Raw genomic sequence first — 26488 nt, forward strand, 5'->3', positions numbered from 1 at the left:
AATAATAGCATGGTTTTTATGACTTTGCCTGTCTGTTTTGGGATCGTTTGCAAGATATCGTCAATAATGTATAGCTATAATAGTATCGAGATTTTGCTTTGCCAATTTGTGAAGTTAAAGGAGTTTGTTTTGGAGAATCATAATATTGCGATTATCGGGCTCGGAAGGGTTGGGTCTGTTTTTCTTCAGAAAGCTTTGGCTGCTGAAAGCGTGATGAAGGTAAGAGCTGTTTGTGAGATGTGCGACACACCAGGCAGGGAGTTGGCAGAAGAAAAAAATATACCAATAATGGATCTTCGTGACATTATTGATCTCGGAGTTGAGGTAGATGTTATTTTTGATCTTACCGGAGATAAGAATGTGTCCGGCATTTTGCAGGAAAAGCTGTGTAAGGAGTGTAACAGCTATACCCAAGTTGCTCCCCTTCGCTTGGCCAGACTTGTCTGGTCGCTTATCGCCGGTGATGAGTACCTGCCGGACATGGGCAAAAGCAAAAGTCAGACCTATGCAGACATGCTTCTGAAGGGTTGAAAAAGCCTGATTCCTAAGTCAATATCGGCAGGGAGATGGTAAATCTGGTTCCTTCTCCGGGGTTGGAGTCCGCAGAGATTGTTCCCCCATGATTCTGGGTGATGATATAATAGGAAACAGAAAGCCCAAGTCCGGTTCCGATTCCCGGTTCTTTGGTGGAGTAGAAAGGCTCGAATATTCTTTCCAATTCTTTCTGATTTATTCCAGGACCGTTATCTTCTATCTCCACCCGTACAAAATTTTCATCCGAAGACGTTCTGATTGTTATGGTCGGGATCTTGTCTCCCTTTTGTCTTTCCATCAGTGCTTGCGCTGCATTTTTTATAAGACTAAAGATTACTTGACGAATTTCCATTTCTGTAAAGTTGAACATGGGCGATGAATTGAAGTCACGAATAATTTTTATTTTTTTAAAGTCATATTTTTTCTTGAAATCATAGTCGTTGGCGGCCAGCGACAGGGCGGTCTCAATTACAGGCTCAATAGTTCCCGAAGATTTAGATGAATTACTTTTCCGGCTGAATTCCAGCATTGATTTTACTATCGCAGCAGCGCGTGTTCCCGCATCCTGAATACTGCGCAAGTATTCGTTTATGCCTCTTTTATCCATGTAGTTTCGTAGATTATCCAGATCTATGTCGCATTTCTCCGCAACCGGAATATTGCTTTTGAGTGTTGGGGAGGTCCTGCGGATAATATTCTGGGTTACCTGCATGATGATTCCCAGTGGATTGTTGATTTCATGGGCCATGCCTGCGGCCAGTCCGCCGATGGACATCATTTTTTCTGTCTGAACCATGAGTTTTTGCATTTTTCTGCGTTCGGTGATGTTACGCATTACTATAAGCAGTTTCTTCTGACCGCCGATGGATGCCACCCGTGCGAGGTTGTCAGTCCAGAAAGCTTCGCCTGTTATTTTTTTAACCATCCATTCGAAATGAACGGACTCCCCGGAGAGGGCCTTGTTGAATAACTCAGCGGCATACTTGCTGTCGTATGGTGGGCTGTTGAAACTTATTGCTTCCGGTCCCATTCCGATGGCTTCGGTTCTCTTCATGCCGAAGAAATCCAGAAAGGTTTGGTTTACATCTGTGAATATTTTTTTATCGATATCCAGAACTCCGATGGCATCCTTGGTAGCGTTGAATATTTCGCGATAGGTTATTTCAGATTTGAGGAGTTCGCTTTTAGCGGATTCTCGGCTGTCGATCATATTATTGGCCAGTTCAGCCATGTTATCGAATTCGGTGAAGTCAATCCGTGAGCGGTCAATTTTCAATGTGGAGTAAGTTCCCTTGCGGAAAAAGTTTTCAAATGAATTGAAATTATCAGTTAAGACCCGTTTGAAGCGCTCAGCAAAGATCAGGACTATAAGCGAGTGCAGAATAACAAGGGTCAGTACCGCGGCCAAATGCAGCAGCAAAGTGTTCCATAGCTGGTCTTTTTTTTGTTGGAGTACATCCTCCAATTGGTCAATATTAATGCTTGCTCCGAGAATCCAGTTCCACCCCGGAACTGTTTCGCAATAACTTGTTCTTTTGTATGTCTTGAAGCTGGATGAGACTGACGGGCTTCTGTATGTAACGAATCGCCCTCCTAATTTGGCGGCTTTGATGAATTCCTGAACAATGTGTACCCCGTCCGAGCTTTTAAGCTTCATGATACTTTTGCCTTTGTTTTTACCTAGGAGTGATACTCCCCCGAAAGTTCCGGCAAAGTATTCATCGCCGCCTGAGTTCAATTTGTTCAGCCGTTTTAGAACATGCTCTTGAGTGCGCTGGGTTATGGTATCCTGGTAATTTCCTGTGCCAAGTATCCATTGGTAAGGTTCAAATAGTTTTATGAAAGAGGTTTTTTCGTAAGGTTTTTTTGAAGCACCGGGTTTAGGCCACAGGTAGTCTATGTATCCTTCTCCGCGTTTATCAGCGAGTCGGATCATTTCTTTCAAAATATACCTATTGTCGGATGTTTTAGCGTTCAGGACATTGTTTCCTGTTGTGTTTGGCGCTTCGGTGTGCAGTTTTAGCACTCCGTCCATTCCGACAATGAAAAGATATGAATCATCATAATCATAAATCATGGCCTGTAGGGTTGTCTTGATGAGTTCCTTGAGTTCATCTTCAGGCATGGTATTTTTGTATGTTCCATATAGGTTCATGGCCAGGCTGTGTGCTTCCATAATGGAATTTTTGATACTCTTGAGGCTTGCGGTTCTGGCTGTGTCGCGGCTGAATTTAATGTAGTCCTGCATTTGTGAAATTTCTTTTTTAAGGGAATTTTCCACACTGCCCATAGTTTCGTTTTCTGCTTCGTGTAGCTCTTTCTGGTAATTGGAACTCATGAAATATATGGTAATGCCGCCGAAAATAATTATCGACGAAAAGCAGAGAGCCAGTATGGAGCGGGAGAGTATGGTGACTATACTTTTCATGAACTTACCGATTCTATTTTAAAATGGTTTAAGCACTGTCCGTTTGTTGCGTACGGGAAGAGCGTCTTCATCATAAAAGATACCATTGCTGTGGGGGCGGGACAAGAAAGTATTGCTATTCAATGCTTAAAAAATAGATTTTGTTGAGCGGAAGTAGGGCAGTCAAGGTGTGGAGGCGATTTTTGAAATGAAAAAAGGGTTACGATCATTTGATCGTAACCCTTTGATTTATCGAGGTGGTGCGCCTGAGAGGATTCGAACCTCTGACCTACGGATTCGTAGTCCGGCACTCTATCCAGCTGAGCTACAGGCGCACACCGAAGAATGAGTATTTATGTGTATTCTTCGAATTGGTCAAGTGTTAATTTCATAAAAAATGAAAAAAATGAACAAAGAAGAATCATAAATTTAAGATCGTTGCTAGTCCGGAAAATTAACTTACCGGAGGTCGCGTTTTAAATGAAGAGGGTCACGATCATGAGATCGCAACCCATTGAATTCATTGCGTGGTGCGCCTGAGAGGATTCGAACCTCTGACCTACGGATTCGTAGTCCGGCACTCTATCCAGCTGAGCTACAGGCGCACGCTGAAGAGGGTTCTATGGAGAAACCTTCTTCAGGTCAAGAGTTATTTTAAGACAAATTGATGTTTTTGTGAATGAAATATTCGATATGATAGGTTTGCATGTGTATATGCTTGAATTAATTTAGTTTATCGTGAGAGGTTATTTTGGGGAAATTCTTCGTGCTCACCCTGCTCATATCCGGCAGAATCCACATGGCCGAGCAATTTGGAAAATGTTTCTCTATAAATTCAATCCCTTTTGACGGTCCCATGATGAATACCGTAGTCGCAAGTGCGTCGGCTATTTCGGCATTCGGGGCTACGGTGGTGGTTGCTATAGACTCAGCAGATGATTGTAGCAGCGCAGGGTCGAAGATGTGATGTTTCCTTGTTTTTTCGTTTTTGGAGACCGGGGTGATGAACTGATAATAATCACCTGATCCGCATACTGCGCTGTTTTTTACTTTGATATGTCCGATGATTCCGCTGCCTCTTGGGTTGCGGATGCCGATGGTCCATTCCCGGTCACCGAAGACCATGAAATCTCCTCCGGCTTCGACCATGCCGGTCGTGATTCCAGCTGATTTCAGGTGATCAGCGGCAGCATCGATGATGGTCCCTTTAGCAAGGCCGCCCAGATCAAGGGCCATTCCTTTTCTGGGCAGAAAAACCTCATTCTTGTCAGGATTAATTTCCAGTAATTGGTAATTGATCAATTCCTCGTGTCCGGCAAAACGTTTTTTATCAAGCGCGTAGTAGAAAGGTGTTGTGGTGATGGCCCCGATGGTAATGTCAAAACTTCCGCCAGATTTTTTGCTGATTTCAAGTCCGCGTTGAATTGTTTCAAAGGCTTTGTTGGAAACTCGCACGCTTTTTCTGCCCGCTTCATGGTTGACCCGGCCAACGGAACCGCGCTTGTTGCGGTGGTCGAGGTCTTTTTGCAGATGGTGCATTATGGCTACAGCTTCTTTGACGTTCTTCCTTGTGGCTGAGCTCTCTTTGTCGGGTATGGTCAGGTTGACCACTGTGCCCATGGCTATATCGCTGTAGCGGAGCATTTCGTTGTCATTTTCCCGCCGCAGGTTCTGCGGGATCAGCATAAGCAGGCACACCGCACTAAGCGTAACAACGGCAATTCCGGTTTTGTTGTGTCCCCTTGCGTGTATCCATTCATAGAATAAGGAAAGGGCGGTCAAGGCCCCGACAATTGCGGTCAGTCTGAAGGGTGTTCCCACGTGTCCGGTGGTACTGATAAGAGCACCGCAGAAAAGCGGTCCGGCCATGAAGCCTATGTTGGCGGCCATGTTGGCAAATCCCAAAGCTTTGCCTTTGGCACAGCCCAGTTCCGCGCATACTGCCATGGAAGCGGGCATGGATATGGCTGCTCCTATGCCTGAGAGTATCCCGCTGAAAATAAAAGCAGGAATGGTGGAGCTACCGCCGAGGATATATATAGCCAGTGCACTGATGAGCATCCCGGTGCAGGTGGTAAGCCTGCGGTCGAAACCGCCCAGCAATCTGCCCGAAAGAGGAAGCAACAGCACTGTCGCCAGACTGGGAATCGAAAATATCAGAGCCGTGGTTCCGGGACTGAGTTGCAGGGAGGATTTGATCAGCACCGGATAAAAAGCGATCAGGCTGCCGATGCCCATACCCCGTCCGAAAAGTGCGGTCATGATACTTATGAAATGTCGCGGTCCGGTTGACATTGTCTCGGTTTCGTATTGCCCAGTCGTACTGGTTGGAAGGTGCTTGGCGCAGATCATGAAAATCATGAAGGCAAAGCCCATGAAGGCGGACATGGTTCCAAGTACGGGCAGGTAATCCTTATCTATATATAATAGGCCGCCCAGCAGCGGGCCGAGCAGGAAGGATGAGTTCATTACTGCCGAAAGCAGGGCAAAGCGCGATGAAAGTTTCTTCCCATCCATGGAGGCCCCGATGGCAGCCATGCTAACTGTTCGCACTGTTCCGGCACAGAGCCCGAGAATGAACTGGATGGCGTAAAGGGTCTCAATTGCCGGATGGAGCAGGTAAAAGACCGGGAGCAGTACACCTAGTCCGCAGGAAAGCAGCAGCGGTTTGGTGCTGCCGTTGCGATCGGCGTAGTTTCCCGAAAGAGGGGCGATGAGCAGTTTGGCAAGAAAGTATCCTGCAAAACCGCTGCCGAGCCACATGCCGCCAGCCTTTTCATCAAGGTTCATCAGCGGCAGGGTGAAAGTGAAAACCCCGGTCCCCATGGAAGCGGCAAAGACCGCCCCCATCAGCAGGGGAACGTTGAACCGGGTTAGGTTTTGGCTAAGCTTCGAACTATAAATTGGCATGCTTCTTTGAATAGATTGTCGATCTGGAAGGGGGTCAGGAACTCGGTTCTTACTGCCCCGACAATGTGCCCGTATACCAGATATGATGTTTGCGGGAGTGATACTTCCCGGATGGAACCGTCCTCCATACCCAATCGGATGTAATCATCAATACGGTCAATAAGCTGCTTGAATTTAGAAGCAATGTGGGTGCGGTCAAGGTGTGGATATTCATCGCTGAAAGGGGAGCTGCGCAGCAGAGTCGGAAAGGTGGTTCTGTGGTTGTCTGTAAAGTCAAAATAGGCCTGAACAAATATTTCCAAACACTCTAGCCCGTTTTTACCCGCCTTGGCTTTATCGGAGAGTATGGCAAGCATCTGGTCGATAAGTTCTCCCCCGGATTCAAGGAAGAGGTTGTCTTTGTTTCCGTAGTAGTGTGAAACCAGCCCCGAGGCAACTCCTGCGCAGTCGGCTACCATTTTCAGTGTTGTTGCAGTGTAGCCGTGTTCTCCAAACTGTTCCTGCGCAGCCAGTAGGATTTTTTCTTTCTTGGTCATTGTATGCTCCGTAACTTGAGCTGTTTCAGGACAGTTAGCGAAAAGAGTGTTCACTGTGATAAAGTATTGTTGAATTCGCCGCAAAGAAGTTGAAACAGGCTTCACTTGATAGGTTCCTGATAATTATTCATTAATCCTCAATAGGGAAATTAACAAGGCTGAAACTGCTATTCTTAGACGAAATAATATATTTGATTGGTTTTGTCGCTGTTTTGCATATATCTAATAATCAGAATTGTTCTTGTGATGCTGGCAACTATCGAATTGAAATAAATAAAAGTTTGGGTGCTACTAAGTAGGGTTTTGGTGGCACAGTTGCTTGTGGACAAAAAAACAAGCATTAGTCAACAAAAAACTCAAAATTGATTGACCAGCCAATTAAGGGGTGTTAGAAAGGTTACAACTAGAAGGGAAGGCGGTCTTTATCCGCTATTTGACAGTTGAAGGTTTTGTCTCTGGTCTTTTTAATCTCACCGAAGATATTATGGAATAAACTTGATTGATTTATCCGGTATTTATCTGAGGGAGCCGAGGAATGTATGCCAGTAGTAGAGCAAAACATATTCGCAAGGTGTGGGGTGGGACCCGCCGTTGTGAAAATGCAGGGAGCAGCAAGCTTGTGCTGTTCGGTGCGTCTTCTGTTGTTTACCTTGTTTCAATTGTTTTTCCCATGTCCGCAAGTTGAGTCATCAAAAAATCATTCTGGGCCTGATTTCCAATTATCCGGAAGATCGTCACGGCCTGTTCTCTCCATATCTTTTCATCATAGTCATATCAAAAATAATTTGTCCTCGGAAACGGGGCTGAGTTTTTTGCCTTTTTCTTTGCATAAGTTCGTATATCCATTAATGACAGTATGTCCCTGTAAAGGGATTGTGCCTTTTAAGCCGGGTATTTAGGTCGGCTCCAGAGGGCTCACTGTTCTCTGGATGGAAGTGTGGGATTTGGGGTTGCCGTCATGTTTCGGCAACGATTCAGTACCACTGTACTCATGCTGATGAGGTCGTGTTGGTAATCCATTAATGCGGGAGAAATCCCGTCAAAGGAGGATGATTATGGCTGTAAATGTAGGTATGCACGTGGCGCGTCCAGGGAAGAGGGATGCGGTCCTCGACTGGCTGCAAATGCTTACCGGAGCCGGACTTGTGGCTTTTATGTGGTGTCACATGATTCTGGTGTCCTCGGTTGTCATTTCGCCCAAGATTATGAATGCCATTGCTCATTTCTTTGAAGCAACATATATGGCACAGGTCGGTGGCCCTTTGATTTTCTTAACTTTTTTGCTACATTTCGCGCTGGCGGCCAGAAAGATACCTTTTCGGCCGGAAGGGCAGGCGACCATTTGGCAGCATGCACAGATGCTTAAGCATCGTGACACCTGGCTTTGGGTTGTTCAGGCCGTGACCGCAATGGTTATCCTCGTGATGGGTGCCATCCACATGTGGGTTGTGCTCAACGATCTTCCTATTACTGCCGCAAAGTCGGCGGCCCGTGTCGGAGAAGGCGGATGGATGCTTTTCTATCTGGTTCTTTTACCCTGCGTTGAGCTTCATGTGAGCGTGGGATTCTATCGCATCGGTGTCAAATGGGGATTTATCAGGACTGAGAACAGGAAGCAGGCTAAGAAGCTTGAATCCATTCTCTTTGCGACCTTTATGGTTATCGGCATCATCACCCTGATCAGGTTCATCACTTTAAGTTAAACGGGGTTCATAAATGCAAACATATTACTCTGATCTCCTTGTTATCGGCGCCGGACTGGCGGGCGAGCGTGTGGCTGTGGAGGCGGCCCAGGAAGGTTTTGATGTAATCTGTCTCTCAATTGTTCCGGCACGCCGATCTCATTCATCGGCAGCGCAGGGCGGCATGCAGGCCGCACTGGGGAACTGTGCCAAAGGCGAGGGAGACAATGTAGACGTCCATTTCGGCGACACTGTTCGCGGTTCCGACTGGGGCTGTGATCAGGAAGTGGCCCGTCTTTTCGCTGACGCGGCTCCCATTGAAATGCGCAGACTGGCGCATTGGGGTGTGCCCTGGAACCGCGTTGTTCCCGGTAAATCCTTCTATTTCAAAGGTGGCGAGAAATTTGAAAAAGAAGAAAAAGAAGAAAAGCGCGGTCTGATTACCGCCCGTTCATTCGGCGGAACAGCCAAATGGCGTACCTGTTATACTTCCGACGGAACCGGACACGCGGTCATGTGTACCATGGATAACCGTTGTGCCGAACTCGGAATCAATGTTTTTGACCGTAAAGAAGCTATCTCCCTTATTCATGATGGAGACACCTGTACCGGTGCTGTTGTGCGCTGCCTGCGTACGGGTGAGCTGGAAGTGTACCTTTCCAAGGCTACTTCCATCTGCACAGGCGGTTTCGGACGCATTTACAAGGCAACCACCAACGCGGTGATTTGCGACGGCGGCGGGCATATCCTTGCCCACGATACCGGGGTTGTACCCATCGGTAACCCGGAAGCCATCCAGTTTCACCCCACCGGAATCGTACCTACCGATATTCTGGTAACCGAAGGTTGCCGCGGTGACGGCGGAACCCTGCTTGATGTTAATGAAGAACGTTTCATGAACATTTACGAACCGGAAAAGGCCGAACTGGCCTCCCGTGACGTTGTTGCTCGTTGGATGACCCATCACATGCGTGAAGGCAAAGGTGTTAAATCCGCTTACGGCGAACACCTCTGGCTGGACATCCGCCATCTCGGTGACAAGCACATTTCCACCAAACTGCGTGAAGTTGATGAAATTTGTCATCACTTCCTTAATGTTGACCCCCGTAAACAGCTCATTCCGGTCCGTCCGACCCAGCACTATACCATGGCTGGCGTGCGTACTAATAAAGATGGTGCGGTTTACGGCCTCAAGGGTCTGTTCTCCGCTGGTGAGGCCGCATGCTGGGATATGCACGGCTTTAACCGTCTAGGTGGTAACTCTTTGGCTGAGACTGTTGTTGCAGGCGGTATCATCGGTACCAAGATCGTTGAATTCCTCAAGGGTTACGAGACCGATTTTAAAACCTCACTGGTTGCCGAAGCCGTCCGCAAAGAGCAGGACCGCATTGAAAAACTGCGCAGCGGTGCAAATGGCAAAGAGAATGTCTACAAGGTCCGCGAAGAAATGCAGGACGCCCTTATGGAAGGTTGTTTTGTTTTCAGGAATGATGCCGGACTCAACAAATGCATTGAAACCCTTCAGGGGACTCTTGATAAAGCCCGCAAGGTCAGTCTTGTTTCCGACGGTCTGGGCGCAAACCACGAACTGGCTGCGGCCCTTAAGATCGAAGGTCAGGTCAAACTGGGCCTGTGTATTGCCAAGGCTGCTCTTGAACGTACTGAAAGCCGTGGTTCACACAACCGTGAGGACTACACCGCACGTGATGACCAGAAATGGCTGAACAGAACTCTGGCCTACTGGCGTGACGGTGCGGATATGCCCGAGCTTCAGTATGAAGAAGCCACACCCGGTTATGAAATTCCTCCGGGAGATCGTGGTTACGGCGGTGGTTCCATCATCGAAGCTGACAAGGCTGAGATTGAAGCCAAAATGTTCAAGAAATAACCCCTGACAAGGATATAAAGATGAGCAGACAACTCGAATTTGATATATTCCGTTACAATCCACAGGATAAGGGGTCGGTTCCGCACATGCAGACTTTTGTGCTGGATGAAACCGAGAACATGACCCTCTTCATCGCGCTTAACCGTTTGCGCGAGGAGCAGGACCCCGGCCTGATTTTTGACTTCTGTTGCCGCGCCGGTATCTGCGGTGCGTGCGCCATGGTCGTTAACGGCAAGCCACGTCTGGCCTGTCAAACCAAGACCGTGGACCTGCCTGAGCAGATTACCCTGCTGCCCCTGCCCGTATACCAGCTGATCGGTGACCTTTCAGTTGATACCGGTTCATGGTTCAGGGAAATGTACCAGACCACTGAATCATGGGTTCATACCAATAAAACCTTTGATCCGGGTGCTATTGAAGAGCGCATGGAAAACGAGGTTGCCGAACAGATCTACGAACTGGAACGTTGCATCGAATGCGGTTGCTGTGTCGCAGCCTGCGGTACCGCCCGCCTTCGTGATGACTTCCTTGGTGCTGCATCTTTGAACCGTGTGGCCCGTTTTGTAGTAGATCCTCGCGACCAGCGTACTGACCGCGATTACTTTGAAATTATCGGTAATGATGAAGGTATCTTCGGTTGTATGGGCCTCCTTGGCTGCGAAGATGTCTGCCCCAAGAGCTTGCCGTTGCAGAACCAGCTCGGTTTCCTGCGCCGCAAGATGGGTATCACCGCAATCAAAGAAATATTCAGGAAGTAAGCCATGCGTACCATTAAAGCTGAACAGATTATCGATGCAGTGGCGAAAATGTGCGTAAGCGCAAACCGCTACCTGCCTGCCGATGTCCGCAAGCGTTTTGAAGAATGCGCTGCTGCCGAGGATTCCCCGGCAGCAAAGGAAGTCTTCAGGCAGATCAAGGAAAACTGGGAACTGGCTGAAGATTCCGGCCTGCCGCTCTGTCAGGATACCGGATTGGCCGTATACATCGTTGAAATGGGCGAAGATGTGCGTGTCGAAGGCATGAACATCCGCGAAGCCATCAACGAGGGAACCCGCAAGGGTTACGAAGAAGGATTCCTGCGCAAGTCCGCCTGTGATCCTTTGACCCGTGCCAATACTAAAGATAACACCCCGGCCATCATCCATTTTGATATCGTCCCTGGTGACAAGATCAAAATCACTTTCATGGCCAAGGGCGGCGGTTCCGAGAACATGAGCCGGGTGACCATGCTTGCTCCGGCTCAGGGCTGGGAAGGCATCAAGAAATTCGTCATTGAGCGGGTTGCTGAAGCCGGACCTAACCCCTGCCCCCCGACTATGGTCGGTATCGGCGTGGGCGGAACCTTCGAATATTCTGCATTGCTGGCTAAAAAGTCATTGATGCGCAAAGTGGGCGAACCTCATCCTGACCCGGAAATGGCTAAGCTTGAAGCTGAACTCATGGAAGAGATCAATAAGCTCGGCATCGGGCCCATGGGACTGGGCGGTAAGACTACCGTCTTTGACGTGAAGATCGAAATGCGCCCCTGCCACATTGCGTCCCTGCCGCTGGCAGTGAACATCCAGTGTCATTCTTCCAGACACGAGGAGGTGGAACTCTAATGGCTGAATACAAACTTACCACCCCGCTTACTGATGAAGATATGGTCCAGCTCAAGGCCGGTGATGTGGTCAAATTGACCGGAACCATCTACACCGCCCGCGATGCTGCCCATAAAAGACTTTGTGACCTGCTTGATGCCGGTAAAGATCTTCCTTTCGAATTGAAAGGTTCGGTGGTCTACTACGTCGGTCCCAGTCCTGCGCCTCCGGGCAGGCCCATCGGTTCCGCAGGGCCGACCACCAGTTACCGCATGGATACTTACGCCCCCCGGCTGCACAGCCTCGGCCAGAAGGCCAGCATCGGTAAGGGTAAGCGTAATGATGAGGTCAAGCAGGCTTTGAAGGATAATAAAGCTGTTTATTTTGGAGCGACCGGAGGTGCCGGTGCTCTGCTTTCCATGTGTATCAAGGATGCGAAAGTTATCGCTTTTGATGAACTTGGTCCTGAAGCTATCCGTGAATTGACCGTTGAGGAATTTCCCCTGCTGGTCATCAATGATTCCCACGGTGGCGAATTGTACGCCGTCCCTGACCGTAAGGCGGCGGGTGTTGAGTAACAAGTCCGCTGATTTATAGCTGACAATCAAGGAGAATATTTATGGCTCTTTTCACTAAACAGGAAGCTCTTGATTACCATTCCAAAGGTAGAAAGGGTAAAATTGAAGTCGTTCCCGTAAAACCTTGTGATACCCAGAAGCATCTTTCCATGGCTTACAGCCCCGGTGTTGCTGAAGCTTGTCTTGCTATCGCTGACGACAAGGAAAAATCTTACGATTACACTGCTCGCGGAAACCTTGTTGCTGTTGTTTCCAACGGTACCGCTGTTCTGGGTCTCGGTAATATCGGTCCTGAAGCCGGTAAGCCGGTTATGGAAGGTAAAGGCGTTCTCTTTAAAGTCTTCGCCGACATTGATGTATTCGACATCAACCTTGATGTCACCGACCCTGATGAACTGTGCAAAATCGTAAAAGCCATGGAACCTACCTTCGGCGGTATCAACCTCGAAGATATCAAGGCTCCTGAATGCTTCTACATTGAAGAGAAGCTCAAAAAAGAAATGGATATCCCGGTTTTCCACGATGACCAGCACGGTACCGCCATCATCTCCGGCGCAGGTCTGATCAACGCTGCTGAAATTACCGGTAAGAAAATTGAAGATATGCGTCTGGTTGTTTCCGGCGCAGGTGCATCCGCTGTTGCGTGTACCACCTTCTATAAATCTCTGGGCATCAAGTCTGAGAACATTGCCATGTTCGACTCCCGCGGTCACATCAACAACAGCCGCGAAGGTCTGAACGACCAGAAGAAATCCTTTGCTACCGACAAAGAGTACAAGGATCTCGCCGATGCCATGAACGGTGCCGACGTATTCCTCGGCCTGTCCGTAAAAGGCATGGTCACCAAAGATATGGTTAAGTCCATGGCTGACTCACCCATCATCTTTGCCATGGCCAACCCTGATCCTGAAATTCCCTACACCGATGCCAAGGAAGCACGTCCCGACGCCATCATGGGTACCGGACGTTCCGACTTCCCCAACCAGATCAATAACGTTCTGGGCTTCCCCTTCATCTTCCGCGGTGCGTTGGATGTAAATGCTACTTCCATCAACGAAGAAATGAAGATCGCAGCAGCGAGATCTCTGGCAGCTCTGGCAAAAGAACCTGCTCCGGATTATGTCTGCGAAGCTTACGGTGTGGATAAACTCGAATTCGGTATCGACTACATCATTCCCAAACCGCTTGACCTGCGTCTGATCGAATTCGAATCAGCAGCAGTTGCACAGGCTGCTATGGATACCGGTGTAGCCCGTAAGAAAGTCGACATTGAAGAATACAAGAAAGAACTGCGCGAACGTCTGGCTGCTTCCAGAGAACGTGTTGGTGATTTAATCAAATCTTACAATCTCGATTTCTAATCTTGCTTGAATAATTCCTTTAAAATTAACTCTCCCGGTCCTGTGGGGGACCGGGAGAGTACAAAAATGGTGATGAGGTCCTGTATGTAAAGTATCGGCAGTCTGTCCGGATTCGGCAGGATGGCTTGAACTGCGCTGACAACCCGCTCTTGTTTCAAAGTTAAATTCATAGGGATGAATTTAATGAACAGAACATTAGCGGGGCGGTGATAACCATTACTTATTCGGCTCGGCCTGCCACAAGCTCAAGTGAGGGACTATGAGCGATCAACAAGATAGTGGTAACGGACGTAGAATCGGTTTTTTTCTGGGACCGATAGTTTTTCTGCTTATGATTATTATGCCTGCTCCATCCGGTATGGAGCCAAACGCGTGGAAAGTCGCGGCAGTAACAGCCCTGATGGCAATCTGGTGGATTACTGAGGCAATCCCAATTCCAGCAACATCTCTAATGCCCATCGCACTCTTTCCGCTTCTGGGTGTAATGAAATCCAAAGCGGCTTGTGCCCCTTATGCAAACCATCTTATTTATCTGTTCATGGGTGGCTTTTTTCTAGCTGTGACCATGGAAAGATGGAATCTCCACAGGCGTATCGCCCTGCATACAATTAAAACCGTCGGTACCAGCCCGAACCGTATGATTCTCGGGTTCATGATTGCCACCGGTTTTCTTTCCATGTGGGTTTCCAACACTGCGACAACCATGATGATGGTGCCTATCGGTCTCGCAGTTATCCAGCAGGCTACCGGTTTTGATTCCAAAACACTCAGAGCTTGTGCCACCTCCGGCCCTGAATCCAATTTCGGTAAATGTCTTATGCTCGGTATTGCCTATGCTGCTTCAATGGGTGGCGTGGGTACTATCATCGGTACTCCCCCCAACACCGTTATGGTTGGTATGGTTGACAAAATGTACGGCGTACAGATCGGTTTCGGTCAGTGGATGCTTTACGGTGTTCCCCTTGCCACTGTCATGATCGGCATCTCTTGGTGGATTCTTACCAAGATTCTCTTTCCGGCCAAGGGGCTGGAACTGGCCGGTGGTGAAGCCATTATTGATAAGGAAATTGACGCTCTTGGACCCATGTCCAAAGAAGAGAAGTACATTGTTGCTGTCGGTTGCTTTGTAGCCGCTTTCTGGTTGTCTCGTGGATTTCTTAAGAAAGCAGCATTTATGACCGACCTTTGGCCCAATTTCGGTTTTGTGCATGATGCAACCATCGGTATTCTCGGTTCCCTGATTCTTTTCGCTATTCCTACTGATTTCAAGAAAGGTAAATTCCTGCTTGATTGGAAAACAGCTGTAAAGATTCCTTGGGACGTTATCCTGCTCTTCGGTGGTGGTCTTGCAATCGCAAACGGTTTTTCCAAGACCGGACTGGCAACCTTCATCGCTTCAAGACTGACCATGCTTGACGGCATGACTCTCTTGATGTTCGTTGCCGTTGTCGTTGTTATCACCATCTTCCTGACTGAAATCACTTCCAACACCGCCACCGCGACTTTGCTCGTACCCATCATGGGTAGTGCGGCAATCGCCATGGGCGTACACCCCTTTGCAACCATTGTCGGAGCCTGCGTAGCAGCGTCCTTCGCATTTATGCTTCCGGTTGCGACTCCACCCAACGCCGTTGTGTTCGGATCGGGCTGTGTGTCCATCAAACAGATGGCCTCGGCAGGATTCTGGCTCAACATGATCGGCGCAGTCTTGATCACTATCTCTGTGGTCTACATGCTTCCGGTTCTTTGGGGCATCGATTTAAGTGTCCTCCCCGACTGGGCTGTTATGCCTAAGTAACACCCCCTACGTTTCCGGGCGGCTTGTTCCGCCCGGAAACCGATCTAATAGAGCTGTTTAATATAATTGTTTTTTTGAAATTTTTTCTGCAACCACAAGGTTGCGGGTTCCATATCTGCGTCCGAAATTCGGACCTGGAGATACCGAATGTTCCGCAAGCATTCTTCCCCGGCAGGGTCACTACCTGTTTGCCTTTTTATAGCTACAAAGGGTTGCAGCATTATAATTGAAGGCAACATGGCGGACCTCATCAGCACCTCCTTTGTGGCCGCTGCCGGGTGTCTCCGAACCAGACGGCAGAGAAGGCACCATCTGCGGCGGCGCTGCGAAAAAGATTGAAACTCACGTATGCAGATATACGCTTCGTTCTAATCTTTTTCTTGCTTCTTGCATCTGGTACCTTCTTTGCCGTCTGGTTAAAAAGCGTATCTTTTTCCGTTACCTCATAGACGTGATTAAAAATTAAAGATTTGGTATTAGTAGATTCCTATGCAGTAACTGAATCAGGAGAAAGAATGTCAAAGAGTTTATACATTGCGGCTACAGAGGCTCGGAGCGGGAAATCAGCAATTGTTCTCGGGGTGATGCAGCTGCTTTTGACCCATCTGCGCAAGGTGGCGATTTTCAGGCCTATCATTCATGATAACTTCCACGACCGGGATCACGACATTGATCTCATTCTGCGCCATTTCAAGCTTCCGCAGGATTACGATACCACCTACGCCTACACTCAGAGTGAGGCCACCCGTCTGCTTAATGACGGCAAACACGCTCTGCTCATGGAGAATGTTCTCGAGCGTTTCAAGGAGCTTGAAGATAATTACGACTTTGTGCTCTGTGAAGGAACTGACTATCTCGGCGGTGAGGCAGCTGTTGAATTTGAGATAAATTTAGATGTGGCAAGCAATCTCGGTTGTCCTGTTCTGGCTGTGCTCAATGCCATGGACAGTTACGAAGATGAAATCTGCGATCTGGCCAACCGTACCGTGGCTATGTTTGAGGAGAAAGGGCTGGATGTTGTTTCGGTCATGGTCAACCGGGCGGCGAAAGAATTTTCCCCGGACCTTGCAGAGCGGCTGAGGGGCTGTCTCAAGAGTGAAAGCAGCCCACTGGTCTACGTGCTTCCCAATGACAAACGTCTGGGTAATCCGACCATGAGTGACGTGGTTAAATGGCTGGGCTGTAATGTTCTTTATGGCAAAGACAGGCTCGATACGCCTATCGATAATTATGTGGTCGCAGCCATGCAGATTGAAAATTTTCTGAAATACGTCAATGACGGCAGCCTGATAATTACTCCCGGTGACCGTTCAGACATTATTTTGGCCAGTCTTTCCTCGCGTCTTTCCGATGCATATCCCAATGTGGCAGGTATTCTGCTTACCGGCGGAATTCGTCCGGCCATGACAGTCCATCATTTGATAGAAGGTTGGAAGGGCGTGCCGTTGCCGATTCTTGTCGCGCCGGGACATACTCACAAAACAGCCCAGATTTTGCGCGGGCTGCACGGCAAGATAGACCCGGAAAATCAGGTGAAGGTGCTTTCAGCCATGGGGCTTTTCGAAACCTGCGTGGATTCCCATGAATTGCAGCAGAAATTTGTTTCCAGCAACTCCACGCGGATTACTCCTTATATGTTCGAGCACACCCTGCTGCACAAAGCCCGCGAAGAAGAACAGCATATTGTTCTGCCGGAAGGTAAGGAAGAACGTATTCTGCGTGCGGCTGATATCCTGCGTCGTCGCGGGGTGGTACGCATGACCTTGCTCGGAAACGAGGACGAGATTCGTCAGGTTGCCTCGGCAATTGATGTCAGCCTGAACGGGATTGAGATTATAGACCCGGTAAAGTCCGAACACTTTGACCGCTTTGTGGATGAATATTTAGAGCTGCGCAAACATAAGTGTATTGTAAAAGACGATGCCCGTGACCGCATGAGTGATCCTACCTATTTCGGAACCATGATGGTTTACACCGGAGCTGCCGATGGCATGGTTTCCGGTTCCATCACCACCACTGCCCAGACCATCCGTCCGGCTTTTGAGTTCGTTAAAACCAAACCCGGATTTTCCATTGTCTCCAGCGTTTTCCTCATGTGCCAGAATGACCGGGTTATGGCTTACGGCGACTGTGCGGTAAACCCTAATCCCAATGCGCAGGAATTGGCCGAGATCGCCATTAGTTCCGCCCATACCGCTGCAATATTCGGCATTGAACCTCGGGTAGCCATGCTTTCCTATTCCACCGGGGAATCGGGCAAAGGGCTTTCTGTGGACAAGGTTAAGGAGGCCACGGATCTGGTCCGTAAATTGGCGCCGGAAATCGCGGTGGAAGGGCCGTTACAATTCGATGCTGCTGTGGACCCGGATGTGGCTGCCGAACTCATGCCGGAAAGCGATGTTGCCGGACGGGCAACCGTACTCATTTTTCCTGATCTTAATACCGGGAACAATACTTATAAGGCCGTGCAACGGTCACAGCCGGAATCCGTTGCTATCGGCCCGGTTTTGCAGGGTTTGAAAAAACCGGTCAACGACCTGAGTCGAGGATGTACGGTGCGTGATGTAGTCAACACCGTAGCCATCACCGCTATTCAGGCCATAGCCGAAAAAGAACTGGCGAAAAATAAAGCCGGGGGAGAGTGATTTCTTTAAAATATTTTTTGTGTGATTGAACACACTTCCAAGGGTTATATCTGCTTTCAAGATTGGAGATAAAACCCGGATGTGCAGGTGTTTCAGGCATTTTGAACGGCTGACCAACTTTTCTACACGGTTTAGCCCGGAAGCTGTGAAATACGGGTAGGCAACGCGTAGGGTCATGTGTTATACTTTTCGGCGCACGCCTTCCCAACCATAAAGACACGGAGAATTATAATGGCGAAAAAAATGAAAACTATGGATGGCAACCAAGCCGCTTCCTACGTAGCTTATGCTATGTGTGAAACCGCAGCCATCTATCCTATTACTCCCTCATCCCCCATGGCCGAGCTGGCTGACGAGTGGGCTGTTCAGGGTGTGAAGAATATTTTTGACACAACCATGGAAGTCCGCGAGCTTCAGTCTGAAGCAGGTGCCGCAGGCTCTTTGCACGGTGCGCTGGCAGCAGGTAACCTTTCCTGTACCTTTACCGCATCTCAGGGACTGCTGCTGATGGTCCCCAACATGTACAAGATTGCGGGCGAACTGCTGCCCACCGTCTTTCATGTCTCCGCCCGCGCTCTTGCCGGACAGGCTCTTTCCATTTTCGGTGACCATCAGGACGTAATGGCCTGTCGTCAGACCGGATTCGCAATGCTGGCTTCCAACTCTGTTCAGGAAGCTCTAGACCTTGCACTGGTTTCACATCTCGCCACCATTGAATCCAGTATTCCTTTCGTACACTTTTTCGACGGATTCAGAACTTCCCACGAAGTGCAGAAGGTCGAACTGATCGATTACGAAGACATGGCTGCCGCTCTCAACTGGGATAAAGTCCGTGACTTCCGTGACCGCGCTCTGAACCCTGAACATCCGCATACCCGTGGTACTGCTCAGAACCCGGATATTTATTTCCAGGCCACTGAAGCAATCAACCCCTACCGTGACGCAGTTCCCGGTTATGTTGAAGATGCAATGGCTAAAGTTAAGGATATCACCGGTCGCGAATACAAACTTTTCGACTATGTGGGTCATCCTGAAGCTGAAGACGTTATCGTTGCAATGGGCTCTGGTTGTGAAGCCATTGAAGAAACCATTGAGCATCTCGTTGCCAAGGGTGAGAAAATCGGTCTGGTAAAAATCCGCTTGTTCCGTCCCTTCTCCATTGAGCATCTTGGTCGCGCCATCCCCGCAACCTGCCAGCAGCTCACCGTTCTGGACCGCACCAAAGAAGGCGGCGCCATCGGTGATCCCCTGTATCTCGACGTTTGCACCGCACTGAAAGAAATGAGCATTGACCTGCCCGTTTATGCAGGACGTTACGGCCTCGGCTCCAAGGAATTTACTCCTGCTATGATTAAGGCCATCTACGACAACATGAAGTCTCTGGCTCCCAGACATCACTTCACCATCGGTATCAACGATGACGTTACCCGCCACTCCATCGAAGTGGGCGAAAGCATCGATACAACCCCCGAAGGTACTGTTCAGTGCAAGTTCTGGGGACTCGGTTCCGACGGTACTGTGGGTGCTAATAAACAGGCCATTAAAATCATCGGTGATAAGACCGACATGTACGCACAGGGCTACTTTGCCTACGACTCCAAGAAGTCCGGCGGTATCACCGTATCCCACCTGCGTTTCGGTAAAAGCCCCATCAAGTCCACTTACCTTGTTGAAATTGCAGACTTCATCGCCTGTCACAATCCCAGCTACGTAAAACTTTACGATCTGCTGGACGGTATTCGTGAAGGCGGAACCTTCCTGCTCAACACCAGCATGGGTCTTGAAGAGCTGGAAGCTGAGCTGCCCGCAAAACTGCGTCGCAAGATAGCTCAGAACAAGCTCAAATTCTACGTTATCGACGGTGTTAAAATCGCCGGTGAAGTTGGACTGGGCGGACGCATCAACATGGTCATGCAGACCGCGTTCTTCAAACTGGCAAATGTCATTCCCTTTGAAGATGCAGTCAAATACCTGAAAGAATCCATCAAGGATGCTTACGGCAAAAAAGGCGAGAAGATCGTCAACATGAACAACGCTGCTGTTGATCAGGCCGAAGCTAATCTGATTGAAATTAAATATCCCGAAAGCTGGGCAACCGCAGCAGATGAAGAAGCTGTCGAATCCTTCGAACCTGAATTCATCACTGACGTTGTTAAGCCTATTCTCGCTCAGAAGGGTGACGAACTTCCGGTCAGCGCATTTTCTCCTGACGGACGTTTCCCCATGGGTACCTCCCGCTTTGAAAAGCGTGGTGTAGCTATCATGGTTCCCGAATGGATCATGGATAACTGCATTCAGTGCAACCAGTGCTCCTTTGTCTGCCCGCACAGTGCTCTGCGCCCTGTTCTCGTAGATGAAGAAGAAATGAAGATTGCTCCTGAGAGCTTTGAAGCCATGGATGCGAAAGGCAAGGGTCTGGAAGGACTCAAGTATCGCATGCAGGTCAATACCCTTGACTGTCAGGGCTGCGGTAACTGCGCAGATATCTGCCCGGCCAAGGAAAAAGCTCTGGTCATGAAGCCGCTGGCTACCCAGACCGAAAAAGAAGTTGCAAACTACGACTTCTCTGAAATCGTATCCTTCAAGGATCGCATTCTGCCCCGCACCAGTGTTAAGGGCAGCCAGTTCCAGCAGTCCCTGATGGAATTCTCCGGCGCATGTGCCGGTTGCGGTGAAACTCCTTACGTCAAGGTTCTTACCCAGCTCTTCGGCGAACGCATGATCATTGCTAACGCAACCGGTTGTTCCTCCATCTGGGGCGCATCCGCACCGTCTACTCCTTACTGCGAGAACCTCGAAGGTCACGGTCCTGCCTGGGGTAACTCCCTGTTCGAAGATGCCGCTGAATACGGCTTCGGTATGGAAATGGCTATCTCCAACCGTCGTGACCGTCTGAAAATGCAGATGGAAAAGGCTCTTGAGCTGGACATCACCGATGATCTGAAAGTTGCCCTCAAAGGCTGGATCGAAAACAAGGATGACGCTGCAAAGTCCCTCGAATACGGCGACCAGCTGCGTGAACTCCTTGCTGTGGAAGCTGACAGTTACGAACTGCTGCTTGAAATCGAAGAGCAGGAAGACATCTTCACCAAGAAGTCCGTATGGTGCTTCGGTGGTGACGGTTGGGCTTACGATATCGGCTTCGGTGGTGTTGACCACGTTCTCGCTTCCGGCAAGGACATCAACATCCTCGTAATGGATACCGAAGTGTACTCCAACACTGGTGGTCAGGCTTCCAAGGCAACCCCGCTCGGTTCTATTGCCAAGTTCGCAGCCGCAGGTAAGCACACTTCCAAGAAAGACCTCGGTCGCATGATGATGAGCTACGGCTACGTTTACGTTGCCTCCATCTCCATGGGTGCCAATAAAAATCAGGTCATGAAAGCGTTCATGGAAGCTGAGTCCTACCCCGGACCTTCCCTGATTATCGCTTACGCACCTTGTATTAACCAGGGTATCCGCAAGGGTATGGGTAAAACTCAGCTTGAAGGTAAACTCGCAGTTGAGTCCGGTTACTGGCCGCTTTATCGCTTCGACCCCCGTCGTGAGGAGAATGGCGAGAATCCGCTGGTTGTTGAATACAAAGAACCTGACGGAACCTTGCAGGAATTCCTTTCCGGCGAAAACCGTTACGCAATGCTTGAGCGTATGATGCCTGAAGCATCCAAAACCATGCGTGCAGGTCTTGAAAAAGACTGCAAGCAGAGATTCAAAATGCTCAAACAGCTTGCTGAACTCGATTATTCTCACGATTAATCAGGTCACAGCAGAAGTGTCTGTATAAAACGAGGCCCCCTGCATCCGATGGATGCGGGGGGCCTTTTCTTGCCGGACTTGCAAAAAGAGCAGTTTCAAGCAACAAGGGAACCACTTTCTTGAAGGAGATGATTTTGACTGAAATAAATGCATCCTCGCCTCTTGATGCCAAAGTGGCTCATAGTGCTGGCCTCATGTCCGGTATGCTGGAAATGTATCCGCCGGAACGCATTGCCGTGGCTTGGACCGGGGGCAAGGATTCCACCGTGGTACTGGCTCTTTGGCGGGAGGTGCTTAAAAGCAAGGGCAAGGAAGCCTCGCTGGTACTGGTTACGCAGGCCCTCTCCATTGATACCGGGATCAAGTTTCCCGAAGTAATGTCTTTCCGGGATCGTATTGCCTTGCAGTGGGGAGTTGACGTAAAGGTTATCCGACCCAACGTAGACCTCGCCACTTATCCCGTTGCCGAGGACCCGGTTAAATGTTGCGCAGATCTCAAAATCAAGCCTTTACAGAAAGCCATAGAAGAATTTGAAATCGACCTGCTCATTACCGGGATTCGCCGTGATGAGCATCCCAGCAGGGCAGGGCGCAGATATATGGAAGTGCGCGATGATCCCGACCACACCTTGCTTAATCCCATCCTTGAATGGACTGAGATGGATATTTGGTCGTTCATCACCATGCACCAGATTCCGCATTGTGAGCTTTATGATCAGGGGTATCGTTCACTAGGATGTCAGCCTTGCACAGTTAAAGGCGGCAGCAGCGAGCGCGAAGGTCGCAGTGCAGCAAAAGAGCGCAATCTGGAACAGCTTACCTCCATGGGATATTTTTAAAGTCAGGATTTTGATGCGCTTCGCGCTTTAAAATAAAATGATTTTGCCTCCGGCGGCCAAAGAAACTTTTTGAAAAAAGTTTCTCTGGACTCTTCAAAAACTTTTATTAGGGCTTCGCCGTTTTGCACGGTAAAAATGCAGTTTTCCCATCCGTTATTCGGACTGTGGGACATTAATATAAAGAGAGATATAGAGATATGAGAGTTAATTTTTGTTTATCCAGTTACGATGTTGATGATTCTTGGCGTGGATTTTTTACCCTTCCTCGGATGATGGAGCTGGACAGGATCAGCTCATCAATCGGCAAGGATTTTACGCCCAATGCTGATAAGGTTCTGCGGTTCTGCAAGATTGATCTTTCCAAGATGAAGGTGATTGTTCTTGGACAGGACCCCTATCCGCAGATGGGTGTTGCCACAGGCAGGGCTTTTGAGGTCGGTGATATCAAGGCTTGGGCAGAGCTTAAGCGTAATGCTTCATTGATCAATATTCTCAAGCTGATGCATAAGAATCATCTTCAGGCTGATGATGTTGAAGGCATCGCCAAGATCAGAACCGATATTGAGTCCGGTAAATTCCCGGTCCTGCCTCCGAAAAAACTTTTCACCCACCTTGAAGAAGAGGGTGTGCTTTTTCTGAATACCGCTTTGACCTGTCAGATAGATAATTCCGGCAGCCACACCGAAATATGGCGCGGTTTCACCACAGCTTTGTTGCAATATATTGCGCAGAAAAATTCCACTGCGAAGTGGCTGCTCTGGGGCAAGGATGCGCAGGAATTTGCATCATTCGTACCCGAAGCCCAAAAGCAGACCAGCTACCACCCACGTTTGTTCAACAAGACTCCCGGATCATTTCTCGGCGAAAACCATTTTGCTGATTGCCCGGAAATTAATTGGGTAAAGTAAATTAATCTCGCGGTGTTTTTATAGGGCACTATCCTAATAGGCCGGACGCGAAGCTTATTAAAAGTTTCTTTGGACCTCGGAGAGGCCGTCGGCAGACCCGCCGGAGGCATACTTGGCTACTATAACAATATGTATTATGCTTCCGCGCACGTTATTTTTGAATTAGCTGCCAAACTGAATAAATCAGGTGAAAAATGATCAATAGAAAAAAGACCCGTGAATTGTTCATCGGGGATGTCGGCATTGGTGGAGACAACCCGGTCAGGGTCCAGTCCATGTGCAACACCGACACCCGCGACGCCCTTTCCACTCGGGCACAGATTGACGCTTTGGCCGAGGCCGGATGCGAAATCGTACGTGTTGCGGTTCCTGACGAAGAAGCTGCTAAAGCCCTGCCGCAGATCCGCAAAGGCTCCCCGGTACCGTTGGTGGCAGATATCCATTTTGATTATCGTCTGGCACTGGCTTCCATTGATGCCGGAATCGACGCCTTGCGCATCAACCCCGGTAACATCGGCAACGAACGTCGCGTGGATGCTGTTGTTTCCGCTGCCAAGGCAAACAACATCCCCATCCGTATCGGCGTGAATGGTGGTTCTTTGGATAAATCCCTGCTTGCCAAGTATGGCGGGCCCACCCCGGAAGCAATGGTCGAAAGTGCCTTGGAGCACGTGGCCATGCTGGAAAAAAGGGAATTTTACAATACCAAAATTTCGCTCAAATCTTCATCCGTGCTGAACACCATCGCCGCTTACAAACTTCTTTCCGAAAAAGTCGATTACCCGCAGCACGTGGGCATCACTGAAGCGGGTACACTGGTGCGCGGCGCGGTTAAATCTGCCGTGGGACTGGGCATTCTCTTCTGGGAAGGGCTCGGCGACACCATGCGTGTTTCCCTGACCCATGATCCGGTGGCGGAAGTTGGCGTTGCATGGGAAATTTTGCGTTCATTGGGACTTCGTGAGCGCGGACCTGAGATTGTTTCCTGCCCCACTTGCGGACGTACCGAGATTGATTTGATCGGTCTGGCTCAAAAGGTTGAAGACAACCTGCGCGGAGTTGAGGATGTTTTTACCGTGGCGGTCATGGGCTGCGTTGTTAACGGTCCCGGTGAGGCCCGTGAGGCTGACCTCGGCATTGCCGGGGGCCGTGGACTGGGCATCATTTTCCGTAAAGGTGAAGTTGTCCGCAAGGTCAAGGGCGATGAAAATTTGCTGCCTGAATTTATGAAAGAAATAGAATTATTCCTGAAAGAAAAGAGAGGACAATAAATGCGTTTAAGCCGTTACTATATTCCCACATTGAAAGAAGATCCTTCCGAAGCGGAAGTGGTTTCCCATAAATTGCTCATGCGTGCGGGCATGATTCGCAAGCTGACCAGCGGTATTTACAACTACCTGCCGCTGGGTCTTAAAGCTGTGAACAAGGTTGCCGCCATTGTGCGCGAGGAAATGAACCGTGCTGGCGCGCTTGAAGTGCTGATGCCCATGGTTCAGCCCGGTGACCTCTGGCAGGAAACCGGACGCTGGGATTACTACGGTAAGGAACTCCTGCGCGTGAAGGACCGTCATGGTCGCGATTACTGCCTCGGACCCACCCACGAAGAAGTCATCACTGATCTCGTGCGCGGCGAAGTCAAATCTTACAAGCAGCTTCCTCTCAATCTGTATCAGATTCAGAACAAGTTTCGCGATGAAATCCGCCCCCGCTTCGGTCTGATGCGTGGCCGTGAATTTATCATGAAAGATGCTTACTCCTTTGATAAGGACGAAGCCGGTGCAGAAGAATCTTACGCGAACATGTTCGAGGCTTACAAAAAAGCTTTTACCCGCATCGGACTGAATTTCCGTCCCGTACAGGCTGATTCCGGTGCCATTGGCGGTGACTTTTCTCACGAATTTCACGTGCTGGCCGATACAGGTGAAGACACCATCGCAGTCTGCAAGGATGAAAAATGCGGTTACGCTGCCAACCTTGAAAAAGCAAAGATTGCCGCTCCTGCTGGCGAATCCATGCTTAATGCTGAATGTCCGGCTATCGAAGAAGTTGCTACTCCCGGTAAGCACACTGTTGAAGAAGTTTGCGAATTCCTCGGTGTAGGTCAGGATAAGCTGGTTAAGACTATGCTTTTCACCGTAGATGGTGAGCCTGTTGCTGCTCTGGTTCGCGGTGATCGTGAACTCAATGACGTCAAGCTGCGTAACCTCGTCGGCGGAAACGAAATTGAAATGGCAACCGAGGAGCAGGTCAAGGAATGGACCGGAGCACCTGTAGGTTTTGCCGGACCTGTGGGAATCAAAGTTGAGCGTATCTTCGCCGACCACGAACTGCTTGCCGCTACCGACTGGATTGCCGGAGCAAACAAGGGCGATACCCACATCAAGCATCTTTCCCTTGGTCGCGACTGCAAAATCGAGCAGTTTGCCGATCTGCGTGTGATTACCGAAGCTGACCCTTGCCCCGAGTGCGGTGCAGCTATTGAGTTCACCAAAGGTATCGAAGTGGGACACGTTTTCAAGCTTGGTTCCAAGTATTCCAAGTCCATGGAAGCTGTTTTCCTTGATGAAAACGGCAAGAGCCAGCCCATGGTTATGGGCTGCTACGGCATCGGCGTTTCCCGTATTGTTGCTTCCGCCATCGAGCAGAACAACGATGAAAACGGTGCCATCTTCCCGCCGACCATCTCGCCTTTCGAACTTTGCGTAATATCCCTTGGCGGTAAAGATGCTGCTGTTAATGAAAAAGCAGAAGAACTTTACACTGAGCTTATGGAAATGGGCATCGATGCAGCTTACGATGACCGCAAGGAACGTCCTGGCGTGAAATTCGCTGATGCGGACCTGATCGGTTACCCCATGCAGCTGGTTATCGGCGGCAAGGGACTCAAGAACGGTATTGTCGAAGCCAAGAATCGCAAGACTGGCGAAAAAATTGAACTGCCCCTTGAAGGTTTCACCGAAGCCTTCAAAGCATGGCGTGCCGAAATCTGGCAGTCATGGGGTTTAGAAGCGAAGTAATTTAATGAGGTTGGTGCTGTGCAACAGCACCAACCTCATATTAAAAAAT

19 protein-coding genes and 2 tRNA genes are annotated in these 26488 nt (G+C 49.3%); 15 read left to right on the plus strand and 6 right to left on the minus strand.

What is annotated here, in order from left to right:
- Nucleotides 1-129: 129 nt before the first annotated feature.
- Nucleotides 130-531, plus strand: a complete 402-nt coding sequence (locus D0S45_07125) for a hypothetical protein (protein ID TIH17421.1) — start codon at nt 130-132, stop codon at nt 529-531.
- A 13-nt stretch (nt 532-544) separates the two neighbouring features.
- On the opposite strand, the gene D0S45_07130 is transcribed toward D0S45_07125, so the two are convergent.
- The 5 genes from D0S45_07130 to D0S45_07150 all read right to left on the minus strand — a co-directional run bounded on the left by D0S45_07130 (nt 545) and on the right by D0S45_07150 (nt 6387).
- A complete protein-coding gene (locus tag D0S45_07130; GenBank protein ID TIH17422.1) occupies nt 545-2962 on the minus strand; it encodes a PAS domain S-box protein in 2418 nt (805 codons plus the stop codon).
- Between the two features lie 237 nt (nt 2963-3199).
- Nucleotides 3200-3276 (minus strand) — tRNA-Arg (locus tag D0S45_07135).
- A gap of 193 nt (nt 3277-3469) precedes the next feature.
- Nucleotides 3470-3546 (minus strand) — tRNA-Arg (locus D0S45_07140).
- A gap of 118 nt (nt 3547-3664) precedes the next feature.
- A complete protein-coding gene (locus D0S45_07145; GenBank protein ID TIH17423.1) occupies nt 3665-5791 on the minus strand; it encodes an MFS transporter in 2127 nt (708 codons plus the stop codon).
- A 23-nt stretch (nt 5792-5814) separates the two neighbouring features.
- Nucleotides 5815-6387: a TetR/AcrR family transcriptional regulator gene (locus D0S45_07150; protein ID TIH17424.1), complete on the minus strand. Its 573-nt coding sequence runs from the start codon at nt 6385-6387 to the stop codon at nt 5815-5817.
- Nucleotides 6388-7442: 1055 nt separating this feature from the next.
- Here D0S45_07150 and D0S45_07155 point away from each other — a divergent pair.
- The 7 genes from D0S45_07155 (at nt 7443) to D0S45_07185 (ending at nt 15274) form a co-directional block, all read left to right on the plus strand.
- Nucleotides 7443-8090, plus strand: a complete 648-nt coding sequence (locus tag D0S45_07155; protein TIH17425.1) for a succinate dehydrogenase/fumarate reductase cytochrome b subunit — start codon at nt 7443-7445, stop codon at nt 8088-8090.
- Nucleotides 8091-8103: 13 nt separating this feature from the next.
- Nucleotides 8104-9957 carry a fumarate reductase flavoprotein subunit gene (locus D0S45_07160; GenBank protein TIH17426.1) on the plus strand — a complete coding sequence of 618 codons (1854 nt, stop codon included), beginning with the start codon at nt 8104-8106 and terminating at the stop codon, nt 9955-9957.
- Between the two features lie 20 nt (nt 9958-9977).
- Nucleotides 9978-10715, plus strand: a complete 738-nt coding sequence (locus D0S45_07165; GenBank protein TIH17427.1) for a fumarate reductase iron-sulfur subunit — start codon at nt 9978-9980, stop codon at nt 10713-10715.
- Between the two features lie 3 nt (nt 10716-10718).
- Nucleotides 10719-11558 (plus strand): fumarate hydratase, encoded by an 840-nt coding sequence (locus D0S45_07170; GenBank protein ID TIH17428.1) that lies wholly within the window; start codon nt 10719-10721, stop codon nt 11556-11558.
- Nucleotides 11558-12115: a Fe-S-containing hydro-lyase gene (locus D0S45_07175; GenBank protein ID TIH17429.1), complete on the plus strand. Its 558-nt coding sequence runs from the start codon at nt 11558-11560 to the stop codon at nt 12113-12115. Before D0S45_07170 ends, D0S45_07175 begins: the two co-directional genes overlap by 1 nt.
- A gap of 41 nt (nt 12116-12156) precedes the next feature.
- Nucleotides 12157-13476 carry a malate dehydrogenase gene (locus tag D0S45_07180; protein ID TIH17430.1) on the plus strand — a complete coding sequence of 440 codons (1320 nt, stop codon included), beginning with the start codon at nt 12157-12159 and terminating at the stop codon, nt 13474-13476.
- Between the two features lie 259 nt (nt 13477-13735).
- A complete protein-coding gene (locus D0S45_07185) occupies nt 13736-15274 on the plus strand; it encodes a DASS family sodium-coupled anion symporter (protein ID TIH17431.1) in 1539 nt (512 codons plus the stop codon).
- A 44-nt stretch (nt 15275-15318) separates the two neighbouring features.
- Here the strand turns inward: D0S45_07185 and D0S45_07190 are convergent, their stop codons facing one another.
- A complete protein-coding gene (locus D0S45_07190) occupies nt 15319-15525 on the minus strand; it encodes a hypothetical protein (protein TIH17432.1) in 207 nt (68 codons plus the stop codon).
- 11 nt (nt 15526-15536) lie between these two features.
- Between D0S45_07190 and D0S45_07195 the strand changes: the two genes are divergently transcribed.
- From D0S45_07195 to D0S45_07225, 7 genes are all read left to right on the plus strand, one after another.
- Entirely contained in the window at nt 15537-15740 is a 204-nt protein-coding gene (locus D0S45_07195; protein TIH17433.1) for a hypothetical protein, read from the plus strand.
- Between the two features lie 49 nt (nt 15741-15789).
- The gene (locus D0S45_07200; GenBank protein ID TIH17434.1) at nt 15790-17919 is read left to right on the plus strand and encodes a phosphate acetyltransferase; all 2130 of its coding nucleotides are present in this window, start codon (nt 15790-15792) and stop codon (nt 17917-17919) included.
- 231 nt (nt 17920-18150) lie between these two features.
- The gene (nifJ, locus tag D0S45_07205) at nt 18151-21675 is read left to right on the plus strand and encodes a pyruvate:ferredoxin (flavodoxin) oxidoreductase (GenBank protein TIH17435.1); all 3525 of its coding nucleotides are present in this window, start codon (nt 18151-18153) and stop codon (nt 21673-21675) included.
- 134 nt (nt 21676-21809) lie between these two features.
- A complete protein-coding gene (locus D0S45_07210; protein ID TIH17486.1) occupies nt 21810-22514 on the plus strand; it encodes a phosphoadenosine phosphosulfate reductase in 705 nt (234 codons plus the stop codon).
- Between the two features lie 197 nt (nt 22515-22711).
- A complete protein-coding gene (locus D0S45_07215; protein TIH17436.1) occupies nt 22712-23422 on the plus strand; it encodes a uracil-DNA glycosylase in 711 nt (236 codons plus the stop codon).
- 194 nt (nt 23423-23616) lie between these two features.
- On the plus strand, nt 23617-24693 hold the full coding sequence (locus D0S45_07220; GenBank protein TIH17437.1) for a flavodoxin-dependent (E)-4-hydroxy-3-methylbut-2-enyl-diphosphate synthase: 1077 nt from the start codon (nt 23617-23619) through the stop codon (nt 24691-24693).
- A complete protein-coding gene (locus D0S45_07225; protein ID TIH17438.1) occupies nt 24694-26439 on the plus strand; it encodes a proline--tRNA ligase in 1746 nt (581 codons plus the stop codon).
- The last annotated feature ends 49 nt before the right edge of the window (nt 26440-26488 follow it).

It is taken from the genome of Marinifilum sp. JC120, from assembly GCA_004923195.1.
In the GTDB taxonomy this organism is placed as follows: domain Bacteria; phylum Desulfobacterota; class Desulfovibrionia; order Desulfovibrionales; family Desulfovibrionaceae; genus Maridesulfovibrio.

Excerpts from the sequence above, each read along its gene's own strand:
- D0S45_07170 (TIH17428.1), top strand. The coding sequence starts at position 10,719 with ATGCGTACCATTAAAGCTGAACAGATTATCGATGCAGTGGCGAAAATG.
- D0S45_07200 (TIH17434.1), top strand. The coding sequence starts at position 15,790 with ATGTCAAAGAGTTTATACATTGCGGCTACAGAGGCTCGGAGCGGGAAA.
- D0S45_07145 (TIH17423.1), bottom strand. The coding sequence starts at position 5,791 with ATGGGGGCGGTCTTTGCCGCTTCCATGGGGACCGGGGTTTTCACTTTC.
- nifJ (TIH17435.1), top strand. The coding sequence starts at position 18,151 with ATGGCGAAAAAAATGAAAACTATGGATGGCAACCAAGCCGCTTCCTAC.
- D0S45_07165 (TIH17427.1), top strand. The coding sequence starts at position 9,978 with ATGAGCAGACAACTCGAATTTGATATATTCCGTTACAATCCACAGGAT.
- D0S45_07220 (TIH17437.1), top strand. The coding sequence starts at position 23,617 with ATGATCAATAGAAAAAAGACCCGTGAATTGTTCATCGGGGATGTCGGC.
- D0S45_07160 (TIH17426.1), top strand. The coding sequence starts at position 8,104 with ATGCAAACATATTACTCTGATCTCCTTGTTATCGGCGCCGGACTGGCG.
- D0S45_07175 (TIH17429.1), top strand. The coding sequence starts at position 11,558 with ATGGCTGAATACAAACTTACCACCCCGCTTACTGATGAAGATATGGTC.
- D0S45_07190 (TIH17432.1), bottom strand. The coding sequence starts at position 15,525 with ATGAGGTCCGCCATGTTGCCTTCAATTATAATGCTGCAACCCTTTGTA.
- D0S45_07215 (TIH17436.1), top strand. The coding sequence starts at position 22,712 with ATGAGAGTTAATTTTTGTTTATCCAGTTACGATGTTGATGATTCTTGG.
- D0S45_07130 (TIH17422.1), bottom strand. The coding sequence starts at position 2,962 with ATGAAAAGTATAGTCACCATACTCTCCCGCTCCATACTGGCTCTCTGC.
- D0S45_07180 (TIH17430.1), top strand. The coding sequence starts at position 12,157 with ATGGCTCTTTTCACTAAACAGGAAGCTCTTGATTACCATTCCAAAGGT.
- D0S45_07150 (TIH17424.1), bottom strand. The coding sequence starts at position 6,387 with ATGACCAAGAAAGAAAAAATCCTACTGGCTGCGCAGGAACAGTTTGGA.
- D0S45_07155 (TIH17425.1), top strand. The coding sequence starts at position 7,443 with ATGGCTGTAAATGTAGGTATGCACGTGGCGCGTCCAGGGAAGAGGGAT.
- D0S45_07185 (TIH17431.1), top strand. The coding sequence starts at position 13,736 with ATGAGCGATCAACAAGATAGTGGTAACGGACGTAGAATCGGTTTTTTT.
- D0S45_07225 (TIH17438.1), top strand. The coding sequence starts at position 24,694 with ATGCGTTTAAGCCGTTACTATATTCCCACATTGAAAGAAGATCCTTCC.